This is a genomic window from Anaerostipes sp., assembly GCF_018381315.1.
Classification (GTDB): domain Bacteria; phylum Bacillota; class Clostridia; order Lachnospirales; family Lachnospiraceae; genus Anaerostipes.
Map to the genome: position 1 here is coordinate 36,740 of NZ_JAGZSD010000020.1, position 13,343 is coordinate 50,082.

Consider the following 13,343-nt stretch of genomic DNA (forward strand, 5'->3'; position numbering starts at 1 on the left):
TCTCCCGGCGTGCAGCTCTATACTTCTGTAATAATCGGAAGGATCATCGGATCCCTCTTTGTTTTCTTCCAGATATAATTGCTAAGCGTATCCCTGATGCATGATTTTAACTTGCCCCAGTCAGTGATATTTTTCGTAAGGCATCCTTCCACCGCATCCGCAACCACCTGTCTGGCTCCTTCCATGAGGCTTTCAGATTCTCTGACATATACAAAACCGCGGGATACAATATCCGGTCCGGCTAAAATAATATTGCCGTGTTTTTCCAGGGTTACTGTCACAATAATCAAACCATTCTGGGACAGCTGGCGTCTGTCGTTCAGAACAATATTTCCTACGTCACCGATACCAAGACCGTCAACCAGGATTCCCTGTGCAGGAACCTTGCCTGTAACCTTTCCGGCCTTTTTATTAATTTCCAGAACATCTCCCTCTTCCATGATGAAGACATTCTCTTTCGGAATACCCATCTCCATGGCCAGCTCACTGTGGCGCACCAGATGGCGGTACTCCCCATGCACTGGTATTGCATACTGAGGCTTTGTAAGTGCATAGATCAGGCGCAGCTCTTCTCTGCAGGCATGGCCTGATACATGAGTATCCTGAAATACAACCTTGGCACCCATCATCGCCAGTTCATTCATGATGTTGGAAACATTCTTTTCATTTCCCGGAATAGGGCTGGAGCTGAACACAATCGTATCCGTCGATTTGATGGAAACCTTCCGGTGAGTGTTGTTCGCCATCCTGGACAGGGCAGCCATAGTCTCTCCCTGGCTTCCGGTTGTGATCATAACAATCTGGTCATCCGGATAATTTTTAATCTGATCCGTCTCGATCAGCGTATTTTTCGGTATTTTAATATAGCCGAGTTCAGACGCTGTGGCAATGATATTTACCATGCTCCGGCCTTCTACGGCAACTTTTCTGCCATACTTATAAGCAGAATTAATGATCTGCTGCACACGGTCCACGTTAGACGCAAAGGTCGCAACAATCATCCTTCCGTTTGGATGAGCTGCAAAAAGGCTGTCCAATGTCTTGCCCACCTTCTTTTCAGACTGTGTATAGCCCGGGCGTTCTGCGTTCGTGCTGTCTGCCATCAATGCCAGTACACCTTCCCTGCCAAGCTCTGCAAACCTTGCCAGGTCGATAGCCTCGCCAAAGAGCGGAGTATGATCGATCTTAAAGTCACCCGTATGGATAATAAGTCCCGCAGGCGTATGGATTGCCAGAGCTGCCGCGTCCGCAATACTGTGGTTTGTCTTAATAAACTCTACAGTAAAGACACCAAGTTTGATCACGTCACCGTGTTTTACCACTGTTTTCTTCACCTGCTTGAGCAGTCCGTGTTCTTTTAACTTGTTGTCAATCAGTCCCATGGTAAGTTTTGTGGCATACACCGGAATATTCAGCTGTTTTTCAATATAAGGAATGGCGCCGATATGATCCTCATGTCCATGAGTGATGACCAGTCCCTTAATCTTCTTTGCATTCTCTTTTAAATATGTCACATCCGGAATGACAAGATCAATGCCGAGCATCTCATCGTCCGGAAAGGCCACGCCGCAGTCAACAATCAAAATATTGTTGTTATATTCAAAAGCGGTGATATTCATACCGATCTGTCCGAGTCCTCCGAGAGGAATAATCTTTACCGTTCCTGTACTCCTTCTCTGAGCAGTTCTGGGACGTGACTGAGCTTTCGGCGCAGCTCCCTGTCCCGGGTTCTTTGCCTTTGCAGTTCCCTGGGCTTTCGGTGCTGTTTTTGCCTTCGGAGCGGCTGTCTTTCTAGGTGCCGCCTCTTTCTGCGGTTTCGCCTTTACTGTAAGCTCCTTTGATTCATTCGGAATCACTGCCGGTGCTTTCGGCTGGCTGTATTTTTTCGGCCAGTAATTTCTGTTTTGTTTCTTTTGCTGCTGTCCTTCTGTCTTGTTACCTACACTTGTGTTGTCTGATTTCAAAATAATTCCTCCATTATGATTATTTCCGGTTATTTTGACAATCACGACAATATCCGTACATCTTCAATTCATGATCATGGACGATGAATCCGGTTGTTTTTTCTACCTGTTTTTCTAATTCATCTAATAAATCATCGTCGAACTTTAAAACTTTTCCGCAATTCACACATATCAAATGATGATGGTGGTGCTCATTTTTATCTTCTTTTCCGATTTCATAGCGAACATATCCATCATCTAAATTCAATTTATCAATTAATCCTAATTCACAAAGTAACTGTATGGTACGATAAATTGTCGCAATCCCGATCTCCGGGATGTCTACTTTAACCAATTCATAGATTTCTTCCGCGGTCAGATGCTGGTCTGGTTTTTGTGAAAGTGCTTTCAATACAGCTTTTCTCTGATTGGTCACTTTTAAACCTTTGCTTTTTAGAATTTTAATAAAAGCTTCTTCATTATACCCCATTGAACCACCTCGAAATCCTGTTGCATTTATACTGTCAAATCAAAATCCTCGATTAATTCATTGAATATCTTAGAAATGATCTCAAGTTCTTCTTCATCTTCTACAATCTCGTAAGAGACATACTCTCCATCCAGAGAGATTTCCTTCATTATCAAAACGGTCCCGTCTTCTTCCACGGAATCCGCAACGAGCAGGTAATTTGTCCCTGCAAGTGTCGTCTGTTCCAGTACCATGAATTCAATTTCCTGGCCCTGATCATCTAAAAAGAGAATTGTGCTCTCTTTATCTTTCATTTTATCAATCCTTTCTTTACAGGGAATCCAGATAGCCCTGTAAAATCATTGAAGCAGCAACCTGATCAATGACCTTTTTGCGGTTTTCCCTTCGGACGCCGCTTTCCATTAATACTTTATTGGACGCAACTGTAGAAAGGCGCTCGTCCCATAAGATAACGTCAAGTCCGGTTCTGCGCACTAAACTATCGCGGAAAGCTTCCGTTGCCATTCCGCGTTCTCCGACCGTGTTATTCATATTCTTCGGATATCCGAGGACGATCTTTTCTACGTTGTATTCGGCGATGATCTCCTCTATCCTTGCATAAGTTTTCCTTAACTTATTCTCATCTTTTCTCGTAATGGTTTCCAGCGGCTGTGCTGTGATCCCCAGCTCATCACTCAGGGCAGCGCCCACTGTCTTTGTCCCATAATCCAGCCCAAGTATCCTCATATCCCCTACTTCAGCCTTGTGTTGATATAATTTACAAACAGGGCTTCGATAATCTCGTCCCGTTCTACCTTATTAATAATGCTTCTTGCATTCTTATGGCTGGTAATGTAGGTCGGATCGCCTGACATAATATATCCTACCATCTGGTTTACGGGATTATATCCCTTTTCTTCCAATGCAGCATAAACATGCTCTAGAATTCTATGCACGTCCAGTTCATCTTTCACTACGGAAAAATGTTGTGTCTGATTCTTATCCATAATATCACGTCCTTTTTCGTATCTTTTTTTTATTCTAATATATATCCGAAAAAATAGCAATGGATTTTCTACAGATTTCCTGTCATATATCCATCCCCGCTGACACCGGTAAGATGAACTTTGACAATCTGGTTTTCCAGCGGCTCCTTACTTTCCACCGCCACTTTTACATATTCCTTTGTATGTCCGACGTATAGATTTTCACCGCTGTGCTTTAATTTTTCTTCGATCAGGACTTCTCTGTCCGTTCCAGTCTGGCCCTGTTCAAAAGCCAGCTTATGTGCATCATTCATGGCAATCAGTATACTGCTTCTTCTTGCTTTCTCCTGGCTGCTGACCTGATGTTCCATAACGGCAGCTCTCGTGCCTTTGCGCTTTGAGTATTTAAAAACATGCATTTCATACAGATTGATTTCTTCCAAAAACTTTCTGGTAATCTCGAATTCTTCCTCAGTCTCTCCCGGGAAACCTACAATGATATCTGTAGTAAGTGCAGGCTGATCAAATGCATCTCTTAATATTTTTATTTTTTCCCGGATCTCTTCTGTTGTATACTTCCGATTCATCCGCTTTAAAGTTTCATCGCAGCCGCTCTGAAGAGAAAGATGAAAATGAGGGCAGAACTGGCTGATATTCTGAAGCCTTTTGACTGACTCCTCTGTGATGATTCCCGGTTCCAGGGAACCGAGCCGAATTCTTTTCACTTCGCTGATCTTTCCTATTTCCTCCAGCAGATCTATGAGCTCTTTTCCTTCCTTCAGATCTGTGCCGTAGGAACATACATGGATCCCGGTAATCACAAATTCCCGGCAGCCGTTTTCCGTAAGCTCCCGGATCTCTTTTAAAATATCTTCCATCAGCCGGCTCCTTACTCTTCCTCTGGCATAAGGAATAATGCAGTAGGAACAGAATTGATTGCAGCCGTCCTGGACTTTAATATATGCCCTGGTATGTTCATTTAAATGGCTGACATGCAGAGCTTCGTACTCACTTCCGGAAGACAGGTCCACAACTTCAGAATCCTGCCGGCGGTCTTTGAAATAAGTTTCCAATATGGATATGAGATCTTTCTTTTTATTGTTCCCAATAATCAGATCAATCAACGGGTCCTTCTCTAATTCCTCTTTTCCTACCTGCGCATAGCATCCCACGGCAGCTACCACCGTATCCGGATTCAATTTTTTCGCCCGGTGCAGCATTTGTCTGGACTTACGCTCAGCAATATTGGTGACAGAGCAGGTATTTACGATATAGACATCGGCACCTTCTTTTGGGCTGACGATCTCGGCTCCCGCACTTGTAAGCATGTCAAACATGGCATCGGATTCATACTGATTGACTTTGCACCCTAACGTCACAATGGCTGCTTTCACATTATTTAAACTCATAGAGTGTTTCTTTTCCTTTCGTTCATATTGACAATTCAAATATTAGCTTGTACACTATCGTCATTGGAGGATGAATCATGTGTGAAGTACAACTAATGCTGAATTCTATAAAGAAGGTCAATGATTTTATAAATATCGTCAAAGAATATGACGGCGATTTTTACATAATATCAGGCTCTTATCTCCTAGATGCAGCAAGCGTCATGGATCTGTTCAGCTTAAACTTATATGAACCGATTCTTCTTGCCTTTCAGATTCCTGAAAAGAGGGATGAGATTTTAAAAAGGCTGGAACCGTTTCTCTGTTCTCCCCCTCAGTAACACTTCTTTATTTCACAACGATGACTTCTGTTGTGGCAATCGCTTTTTCCATCAGTTCATCAATAACTTCTTTCAGATTTTCTTCGGATTTCTCAATCTTTTTTAAATTTCCTTTGGTTACCGGATGCTTTGCCACAAAGATTGTACAGCAGTCTTCAAACGGCTGGATAGAAGTCTCAAATGTATCAATTTTTTCCGCAATATTTACAATCTCCTGTTTATCCATTCCGATTAACGGACGGAAAACCGGCATATGGCATACCTCATTTGTAATAGCCAGATTATGGATCGTCTGACTGGCCACCTGGCCGATACTCTCTCCTGTAATCAGCGCCAGGCCGTTATTTTCATTTGCAAAATGTTCTGCAATCTTCATCATATAACGCCTCATGATGATCGTCAGCTGATCGTGGGGACATTTCTCATAGATTGCCAGCTGTATATCTGTAAAATTCACCACATGCAGATGGATCGGCCCTGCATATTTGGATACAATCTTTGCAAGATCCACTACCTTTTGTTTCGCCCGCTCGCTTGTATATGGAGGCGCGTGAAAATAAGTGGCGTCTATCCTGACTCCCCTTTTTGCGATCATATATCCCGCTACAGGGCTGTCGATTCCTCCTGACAAAAGCAGCATAGCCCTTCCGTTGGTGCCCACCGGCATACCTCCCGGCCCCGGAATCTCTGTAGAGTAAATATAGATCTGCTGTCTTACCTCAATATTCACCAGTACATCCGGGTGATGCACATCTACTTTTAATTCCGGCCAGGCTTCCAGAAGTTTTTCTCCCATAAGGCAATTAATGTCCATAGAATTTACAGGAAATTCTTTGTCCCCGCGCCTTGCATTGACCTTAAAAGTAAAGTCCTTTTTGTCATACTGGCTGTCCACGTAGCGCAGCACCGCATCCGTCAGATGTTCCATGTCTTTTGTCTGTTCGATCACCATAGGGCAGATACCGGTAATCCCAAAGACAGTCTTTAAACCTTCTACCGCTTCCTCATAGTCAAACTCATCCTGTCCTTCCACGAAAACCCGTCCGGATTCTTTTCTCACTTTAAATTCTCCCACGGACTTCAGCGCATATTTGATCTGTCTGACCAAGGCATCCTCAAACATGTACCGGTTCTTTCCTTTAATACCGATCTCGGCATATTTAATCAAAAAAGCTTGTATTTTCATTTTTTCTCCTTTTCTATCTCCTTACAAATTTCCGAAGCATCGGAACTAATTTTTCCAGCGCTGTTATAACCTGGTCCACTTCCTCTTTTGTGTTATATAATGAAAAGCTGAACCGCAGAGTTCCGTCCATGTATTCCGGGCTCAGTCCGATGGCTGACAAAGTTCCGCTTATATGAGGCCGGTTGGAAGAACATGCTGACCCGGAAGATACATAGATTTCTCTCTCCTCCAATGCATGCAGCAACACCTCACTGCGGACGTTTTTAAAGCTGATGCTTGCCACATGAGGGGCTTCCCCTGAATTATCCTTAATCTCAGGAATATCCGATACCCGGCTTCTGAAATAATCCCTGACTTCCCCGATCTTCTGTACATTTTCAGAAAGATGCCCGGTCATAATCTCACATGCTTTTCCAAGTCCTGCAATTCCCGGAACATTTTCGGTTCCTGAACGCATCCCTTTTTGCTGTCCTCCTCCGAGAATGATTGGCTGGATTTTGGTCTTTTCTTTTATATATAAAAATCCTGCGCCTTTTGGGCCGTGGATTTTGTGGCCGCTCATAGACATCAGATCGATCCCTTCATTTTTTGGTACCACCGGAATCTTTCCATATCCCTGGATGGCATCTACATGAAAGACCGTCTCCGGATTTTTCTCTTTGACAATCCTTCCGATCTCCTTTACCGGCTCCACCGCTCCGATCTCATTATTGACCAGCATACAGGAGACAAGAATCGTATCCTCTCTCACACTGTCTCTCAGCTGATTCAGATCTATGATCCCTTTCTCATCTACGTTCAGATAAGTAACCTCAAACCCCTGGTTTTCTAAAAAAAACATCGGTTCATACACAGAGGCGTGTTCGATCCTTGTAGTAATAATATGCTTTCCCCGCCTTTTATTTGCCATGGCAGTCCCAAAGATTGCAAAATTATTAGACTCTGTTCCTCCGGAAGTAAATATAATCTCTTTTTCTTTTGCCTTCAGGCTCCCTGCGATAACACGCCTGGCCTCTTTCACGATATTTTCCGCTTCTATTCCTTTTGTATGCTTTGCAGAAGGATTTCCGTAGGAGACTTCCATTGCCTCATTCATGGCTTTTAACACCTCCGGAAAAACCTTTGTAGTCGCCGCATTATCTAAGTATACTGCCATATCACTCCTCCAACTCAAACATTAAAACCGACAGCACGGCCATGCCTGCCGTTTCCGTTCTCAAGATTCTTCTGCCGAGACTCAGTACTTTTCCTCCTGCCTGTCTCAGTTCTTCGATCTCCCCAGGTTCAAAACCGCCTTCCGGCCCGATAAAAACACCGACAGACTCACTTCCCTTTGTATCCCGAATCACTTTCCTTGAGTGTTCCATCCCCTCTGCCGCCTCGTATGGTACAAGAACCGCAGACAGACTCCGGGCCTTTTGGACTGCCTCCTGAAAGGTAAGCACCTCACTGACGGTTGGAACCACACCTCTTTTTGACTGTTTTGCTGCACCGAGAGCAATCGCATTCCAGCGTTCCAGCTTTTTTTTGGCTTTTTTTTCATCCAGCTTTACAACGCACCGTTTCATCTTCACCGGCACAATCTCGCTTGCCCCAAGTTCCACTGCTTTTTGAATCACCATCTCCATCTTGTCACCTTTGGGAAGCCCCTGAAACAATACGATACGCTCATTAAGTTCTGACTCCACGCCGTGAATATCTGTGATTTTTGCCAGTATGCTGTTTCCGTCCATTGTCTCCAGCTCACATTCATATTCCATTCCCCGGCGGTTGGAAAGCAGTACCTGCTCCCCTTTCTTCATACGCAGCACATTTTTTATGTGATTAACGTCTTCACCCGTAATTTCGATAAAATTACCGTTTACCTGGCTCTCATCTATAAAAAACCGATACATTACTCTTTCCTTTTCTTTGCTGTGATGGAAACCCACTCTTTCAGCCTTCTTGTTTTCACTGGATGAAATCCGTATTTCTCCAGCTTATCAAGTACTTCCTGCTCTTTTGTATTGATAATGCCGGAAATTACAAAGGATCCGTCTTCCTTTAAGAACGTGCCTGCGATTTCAGTGAGCGGAAGAATCACATCGGCCAGGATATTGGCAGCCACCACATCGTACCGGTGTTCTCCCAGAGACTTGGCAAACTCTGTATCATCCAGCACATTCCCGCCCAGTACCTCATACCGGTCCTTTTCAAGATGATTCACTTCCATGTTTTCTGCCGCCGCTTTGACAGCTCTCGGATCAATATCTGTCATAACTGTTTTTTTTGCTCCAAGCTTCAGGGCGATGATAGATAAAATTCCGCTTCCGCATCCCACGTCCAGCATGACCGTATCCGGACTGATCTCCTCCTTAAGCCCCTCGATACAGAGCCTGGTAGTCTCATGGGAGCCGGTGCCAAACGCTGTGCCGGGATCTATTTCCACCACCACATCTCCTTCTTTCTGTTCGGTAAGTTCTTCCCAGGTAGGCTTGATGATAATCGTATCATCCAGTCTCAGCGGTTTGAAAAACTGTTTCCAGTTGTTGATCCAATCCTCTTCCTTCGTAAAGCCATACTCAATGCTGCCTTCCCCGATGTCCATGAAACTTTTTACTCTGTGGAGCATTTCTTCAATCTTAATGGTCACATCTTCCAGATTCTCAGATTCATCAAAATAACAGTGGAGCAGGGCTTTTCCGTCATCCGGTTCCTGATGGTCCGGCAGGACCTCAATAAACATCTCTTTAATTTCTTCCTCGGTGAGAGGCACCCGGTCCTCCACTTCCACACCGCATGCCCCAAGCTCCGTAAGTTCATAACTCAGCATATCCTCCGCTTCCGTCACGGTGCTGATTGTAATTCTGTTCCATCCCATGAAATCTGCTCCTTTAAAATTCCTCATCCGTTTCACTATACCAGTTAATTAGTGTATCATAGAAACAGTTTCAGAACAAGAAGTCCTGCATGGTTTTTGTAACTCCCGGCATTTTTCTCAGCTCCGGCTCCTTTTCTTTTGCACAGATCACCGCAATATCCGTGCATCCGGCTTCGTATGCACTTTTAATCCCTGATAAAGAATCTTCGTAAATACGGATATGTCCCATATCAATTCCGATCAGCTCCGCCGCTTTTTTAAACATAGCAACCTTATTCTCATAAGTCCCGTCATCATAGACAATCAAAGAAGGCTGGAACCAACGCTCCAGCTGAAAAGATTCTATAAAAAAGTCCATATTTTCCCTGATCGATGCACTGGCAATGGTCATGGGAATTCCCTGTTCTTTCAGATAATCCAAATATCTTTCTGTTCCTGCCGCCAGGTGGAAGTTTTCTTCATCTTCCCTGCAGAATTTCCTGTAATATTCTTCTTTCATCTGAGAGTATTTTGTCAGTTCCTGCTCATTTGCCTTTCCGTCCATCATATATTGTATATTTACGATATTCGGAGTTCCATTCAGCCTTTCATGCAGTTCTTCGTCCGTAATATCCTTCCCCCTCAGCAGCCTGGAGATTTTGCCCCACGCCTTCACATGCTTATCATCGTCAAAAAACATTGTCCCGTTGAAATCAAAAATTACACCTTCATATGTTTCCATCTTTTTTCTCCTATTCATCATAAATCACCAGTACATCTTCCTTATGTATCCTAGTCTCACCGTTTGGAATAATATCCTCATCTTTTCTTCTGATCATTGCGATCAGAATATGATCCTTTAAATCCAGATCTTTAATCTGTCTGTCTCTCCATGGATGCTCTTCATCTATGCTAATCTCCTTCAGGGCAATCTCATTGGCAGCTTCATAGGATGGGACATTGACTGCAATATCATCACCAGACCGGATGACAGTATCCCCTTTTGGAATAATTATCTCATCCCCTCTGCGGATCACCATAGCCAGTGATCCTTCCGGCAGAGTTACATCCTTAAGCCTGCGGTTTTCCCAATGATGCCCGGAAGAGATATGCATCTGCATCAGCGTCATTGCCGATTCTTCCTGGTAATCGTTAAATGTTTTCAGTACATCATTTTTTTCATCAATCAGGTGAAGCCTCCGGGCCGCTTCCGGAAGAAAAGTTCCCTGCACAGCCACCGAAATCAACGCCAGTCCAAATACTATATGGAATACATTGCTCTGCATAGGAACTCCTCCTGCCGAGGCAAAGATCGCAAACACAATGGACGATGCACCTCGAAGCCCTGCAAAAGAGACAAAGATCTTTTCAGAAAACTTAAGATATCCCCCGTTCAATATGAAAATCATCACCGGCCTGGCCGCCAGCGTAAGAAACAAAATGATCACGGTCGTTTCCGGGAGTGAGGAAACCATCTGAGAAGGATAGGACAGCAGTCCGATGAGAAAAAAAGTAGCAATCTGGGCCAGGATGGTAATATTGTCAAAAAACCGGACTACATTGGCTTTGTTCTTTGTTTTTGCATTGCCCATGATAATGCCGGTCAGATAAACAGAAAGAAACCCATTTCCTCCAAGAATCCCCGCAAGGGCATAGGAAATAAGGGCAGCCGCAAGCACAAAAACAGCGTCAAAGCCATCCGTACAGAATTTAAATCTCCGGATAACTTTCGGTGCGAGAACTCCAATGACCATACCGATTCCAACTCCCACAGCGAGCTGAAGCACGATCATTTTCCATATAAAGCCTATCTGCCCGCCCTTCATAACCGTCAGGGCAGTCACCGTCAGCATATAGGAAAACGGGTCATTGCTTCCGCTCTCAATCTCCAAAAGAGGCGCCAGGTTTCCTTCCAGGTTCAGGTTCTTAGAACGAAAAATCGAAAATACAGACGCTGCATCTGTACAGCTTACCACAGAACCGATCAGAAAACTTTCCGGCAGCGGAAGTTTTAACAGAAAGTAACAGCACCCACACACCATGGCAGCCGTCATGACAACTCCCAATGTGGAAAGGACAACCGCCCTTTTTACAGCCGGTTTTGCATATTCCCAGTTTGTGGAGTATCCTCCGTAAAACATAATGAAAATTAATGCAGCTGTACAAATATGCTCTGCTGCCCGGAAATCACTGAACTCGATCTTGAATATTCCCTCAGATCCGAATATCATTCCCAGAAACATGAAGATCAAAAGACTTGGAACTCCGATCTTATCGGAAATTTTGTTGGAAAAGATGCAGAGAAGCAATACCACAGCACAAAGTAACAAGTAAAATTCCATATGTAACCTCTCTTAATTTAAAGTAATGATATACAATAAGTGGTAATTTTCATTGTATCAAAACCCTTTCTTCTGTCAAGAAAAAGAATAGGATATAGAATCTGTTTTTATTTACGCGAAGCAATGAGCCAAAGTCTATGCTTGCACAGAACCTTGGCGACTGCCGCGATAACGGTTGAAACCCGCAGAGCGTGCTTCAACTCGTTGCTTACATTAAACCTTTCACAAAAAATTTATGGAAGAATCAGCATATTTTTTATTTATATATCAATGTTTTATTTCCTCTGTCAATCCTGTCACCAAAAGCTTGATCCGGATATCCCAAAATCAAACTGGCACAAATATCTTCATCTTTTTCCAGACCATACATCTCAAGAAAGTTCCGTATATATACATTATCTGAAAGCCAGTGTACCTGATTAACATAGCAGGATCCTATTTCCAATGAAGCCGCCGCAATCATCATATTTTCTGCCATCACTGCACAGTCTGCTATACGGTTCTCATATTCTTTTTTATTTGCCAACAGGATAAGAACCGGAGCACCATATGTAAAATGCAGATTTTTCTCGCGGGCCTTTTTAATTGTGGAATACAAGCTTTTGTACATTCCCTCTTTGTAAAGCATCCCAGCAAATTCATACTGTACTCTGGATTCCAGCTCTGTAATAATATCTTCTCTCAAAAAAACAATCACTCTGGCAGTTTTTGAATTGCCTCCGCTCGGTGCCATTCTTCCCGCTGCCAGAATCAAATTTAGCTCTTCATCTGGTATATCCTTCTCCTGATAAGCCCGACAGCTTCTTCTGCTGCTGATTACATCAAAAACAGTTTTTGCTTTTTCGCTGATCATCACTCTATTCATCCTTTTCTTCTTCACTCTTCACACCGAATTTCACCCTGCCTGAACACGTTCAGCAGATTGTCTCTTGTGATTTTTCTTATAATCCGGTCACTGATTCCATTCCTTCTCAGAAATGGAATCACCGTTTTAAAAATCATATCCGGATATCTTGGTTTGCTCTGGCTCACATATCCCATCCGGTCAAAACAGCAGTCATGAGAAATCACAATGGAGTCTTCATATCCTTCCTCAAGAAGAACCAGAAGATGTTCCATCTTCTCTTCATCACTAGGAATCTCTGGTATTGACAAAATTCCAAATTGATCAAATGCTGCATACACACCTTTGTCCATGATTCTTTTTACCTCTTTCATGTCATGACTGCTGCTCATATGTCCGATAACCACTTTCCCTGGGTTCACCCCGCGTGATAATAAGAGTTCCGTCTGTTCTATCCCCATCGTTCCCCGTTCACAATGGGTCAGGAGGGGCACACCAGTGACTTTCTGTGCCTCTGCCCCTGCACTTAATATCATCCGTTCCAACGGTTTTATCTCTTTCAGGGAACTGGCCGCTTTGATCACTCCTGCTTTAACACCTGTGCTCCCGATCCCATTTTTGATTTCAGAAACAAAAAGCTCTTTCAAATATTCCTCAATATCACAGCAATATGTCAGAGACTTTAAAAATGCCAGCAGCTCTCCTTCATCTTTAAAAAAACCTGTAGCGCAGACCACATATATTCCTGTTTTTTCTGACAAAGTCTTTAGCAAAAAAGGATCTCTCCCACGCTCTATTGTTGTGGCATCTACGATCAGATTTACATCATATTTCCCTGCCTTTTTCAGCATATGGCTTCCATTATGAAAAGCTGTCTCCCTGTCATAGCAATTATCCATATCACCATATATTCCCGGCTTTCCAAATACGAAATGTTCATGGGCGAGAGTGTTTTTCACTTTTTTTTCATCCAGACTTCCAGTCACCGTCTGTATCATAATGCTC

General features: G+C 43.5%; 15 protein-coding genes. 1 reads left to right on the top strand and 14 read right to left on the bottom strand.

The features are described 5' to 3' along the window. Positions 1-17 precede the first annotated feature (17 nt). The 6 genes from KH180_RS13625 to mtaB all read right to left on the bottom strand — a co-directional run bounded on the left by KH180_RS13625 (position 18) and on the right by mtaB (position 4,807). Positions 18-1,964: an RNase J family beta-CASP ribonuclease gene (locus tag KH180_RS13625; protein ID WP_330624568.1), complete on the bottom strand. Its 1,947-nt coding sequence runs from the start codon at positions 1,962-1,964 to the stop codon at positions 18-20. Between the two features lie 19 nt (positions 1,965-1,983). After that, positions 1,984-2,433: a Fur family transcriptional regulator gene (locus KH180_RS13630; RefSeq protein ID WP_290761229.1), complete on the bottom strand. Its 450-nt coding sequence runs from the start codon at positions 2,431-2,433 to the stop codon at positions 1,984-1,986. Positions 2,434-2,459: 26 nt separating this feature from the next. Next, positions 2,460-2,726 carry a DUF1292 domain-containing protein gene (locus tag KH180_RS13635; protein ID WP_290761231.1) on the bottom strand — a complete coding sequence of 89 codons (267 nt, stop codon included), beginning with the start codon at positions 2,724-2,726 and terminating at the stop codon, positions 2,460-2,462. A gap of 16 nt (positions 2,727-2,742) precedes the next feature. Beyond that, positions 2,743-3,159, bottom strand: a complete 417-nt coding sequence (gene ruvX / locus KH180_RS13640) for a Holliday junction resolvase RuvX (RefSeq protein ID WP_290761233.1) — start codon at positions 3,157-3,159, stop codon at positions 2,743-2,745. A 5-nt stretch (positions 3,160-3,164) separates the two neighbouring features. Beyond that, on the bottom strand, positions 3,165-3,419 hold the full coding sequence (locus KH180_RS13645) for an IreB family regulatory phosphoprotein (RefSeq protein ID WP_290761235.1): 255 nt from the start codon (positions 3,417-3,419) through the stop codon (positions 3,165-3,167). Between the two features lie 68 nt (positions 3,420-3,487). Continuing rightward, positions 3,488-4,807: a tRNA (N(6)-L-threonylcarbamoyladenosine(37)-C(2))-methylthiotransferase MtaB gene (gene mtaB / locus KH180_RS13650; protein ID WP_290761237.1), complete on the bottom strand. Its 1,320-nt coding sequence runs from the start codon at positions 4,805-4,807 to the stop codon at positions 3,488-3,490. Positions 4,808-4,884: 77 nt separating this feature from the next. Between mtaB and KH180_RS13655 the strand changes: the two genes are divergently transcribed. Then, entirely contained in the window at positions 4,885-5,127 is a 243-nt protein-coding gene (locus KH180_RS13655) for a hypothetical protein (protein WP_290761239.1), read from the top strand. A 7-nt stretch (positions 5,128-5,134) separates the two neighbouring features. Here KH180_RS13655 and thiI read toward each other — a convergent pair whose 3' ends face one another. The 8 genes from thiI to KH180_RS13695 form a co-directional block, all read right to left on the bottom strand. Beyond that, on the bottom strand, positions 5,135-6,313 hold the full coding sequence (gene thiI, locus KH180_RS13660; RefSeq protein ID WP_290761241.1) for a tRNA uracil 4-sulfurtransferase ThiI: 1,179 nt from the start codon (positions 6,311-6,313) through the stop codon (positions 5,135-5,137). Between the two features lie 13 nt (positions 6,314-6,326). Beyond that, on the bottom strand, positions 6,327-7,469 hold the full coding sequence (locus tag KH180_RS13665; protein ID WP_290761243.1) for a cysteine desulfurase family protein: 1,143 nt from the start codon (positions 7,467-7,469) through the stop codon (positions 6,327-6,329). A 1-nt stretch (position 7,470) separates the two neighbouring features. Beyond that, complete coding sequence (locus tag KH180_RS13670; protein WP_290761245.1) at positions 7,471-8,208, bottom strand: 16S rRNA (uracil(1498)-N(3))-methyltransferase; 738 nt, start codon at positions 8,206-8,208, stop codon at positions 7,471-7,473. Continuing rightward, the gene (gene prmA / locus KH180_RS13675; RefSeq protein ID WP_290761247.1) at positions 8,208-9,173 is read right to left on the bottom strand and encodes a 50S ribosomal protein L11 methyltransferase; all 966 of its coding nucleotides are present in this window, start codon (positions 9,171-9,173) and stop codon (positions 8,208-8,210) included. The genes KH180_RS13670 and prmA overlap by 1 nt, the downstream gene beginning before the upstream one ends. A gap of 70 nt (positions 9,174-9,243) precedes the next feature. After that, positions 9,244-9,894 carry an HAD family hydrolase gene (locus KH180_RS13680; RefSeq protein WP_290761249.1) on the bottom strand — a complete coding sequence of 217 codons (651 nt, stop codon included), beginning with the start codon at positions 9,892-9,894 and terminating at the stop codon, positions 9,244-9,246. 10 nt (positions 9,895-9,904) lie between these two features. Next, entirely contained in the window at positions 9,905-11,494 is a 1,590-nt protein-coding gene (locus tag KH180_RS13685; RefSeq protein ID WP_290761251.1) for a potassium/proton antiporter, read from the bottom strand. 256 nt (positions 11,495-11,750) lie between these two features. Next, positions 11,751-12,359, bottom strand: coding sequence for a nitroreductase family protein (locus tag KH180_RS13690; protein WP_290761253.1), 609 nt, complete (start codon positions 12,357-12,359; stop codon positions 11,751-11,753). Positions 12,360-12,370: 11 nt separating this feature from the next. Beyond that, a complete protein-coding gene (locus KH180_RS13695; protein ID WP_290761255.1) occupies positions 12,371-13,336 on the bottom strand; it encodes a phosphotriesterase family protein in 966 nt (321 codons plus the stop codon). Between the last annotated feature and the right edge of the window lie 7 nt (positions 13,337-13,343).

What these genes read in the sequence shown, in the direction of transcription:
- KH180_RS13630 (WP_290761229.1), bottom strand. Translation starts at nt 2,433, where the DNA reads ATGGGGTATAATGAAGAAGCTTTTATTAAAATTCTAAAAAGCAAAGGT.
- KH180_RS13635 (WP_290761231.1), bottom strand. Translation starts at nt 2,726, where the DNA reads ATGAAAGATAAAGAGAGCACAATTCTCTTTTTAGATGATCAGGGCCAG.
- ruvX (WP_290761233.1), bottom strand. Translation starts at nt 3,159, where the DNA reads ATGAGGATACTTGGGCTGGATTATGGGACAAAGACAGTGGGCGCTGCC.
- KH180_RS13645 (WP_290761235.1), bottom strand. Translation starts at nt 3,419, where the DNA reads ATGGATAAGAATCAGACACAACATTTTTCCGTAGTGAAAGATGAACTG.
- mtaB (WP_290761237.1), bottom strand. Translation starts at nt 4,807, where the DNA reads ATGAGTTTAAATAATGTGAAAGCAGCCATTGTGACGTTAGGGTGCAAA.
- KH180_RS13655 (WP_290761239.1), top strand. Translation starts at nt 4,885, where the DNA reads ATGTGTGAAGTACAACTAATGCTGAATTCTATAAAGAAGGTCAATGAT.
- thiI (WP_290761241.1), bottom strand. Translation starts at nt 6,313, where the DNA reads ATGAAAATACAAGCTTTTTTGATTAAATATGCCGAGATCGGTATTAAA.
- KH180_RS13665 (WP_290761243.1), bottom strand. Translation starts at nt 7,469, where the DNA reads ATGGCAGTATACTTAGATAATGCGGCGACTACAAAGGTTTTTCCGGAG.
- KH180_RS13670 (WP_290761245.1), bottom strand. Translation starts at nt 8,208, where the DNA reads ATGTATCGGTTTTTTATAGATGAGAGCCAGGTAAACGGTAATTTTATC.
- prmA (WP_290761247.1), bottom strand. Translation starts at nt 9,173, where the DNA reads ATGGGATGGAACAGAATTACAATCAGCACCGTGACGGAAGCGGAGGAT.
- KH180_RS13680 (WP_290761249.1), bottom strand. Translation starts at nt 9,894, where the DNA reads ATGGAAACATATGAAGGTGTAATTTTTGATTTCAACGGGACAATGTTT.
- KH180_RS13685 (WP_290761251.1), bottom strand. Translation starts at nt 11,494, where the DNA reads ATGGAATTTTACTTGTTACTTTGTGCTGTGGTATTGCTTCTCTGCATC.
- KH180_RS13690 (WP_290761253.1), bottom strand. Translation starts at nt 12,359, where the DNA reads ATGAATAGAGTGATGATCAGCGAAAAAGCAAAAACTGTTTTTGATGTA.
- KH180_RS13695 (WP_290761255.1), bottom strand. Translation starts at nt 13,336, where the DNA reads ATGATACAGACGGTGACTGGAAGTCTGGATGAAAAAAAAGTGAAAAAC.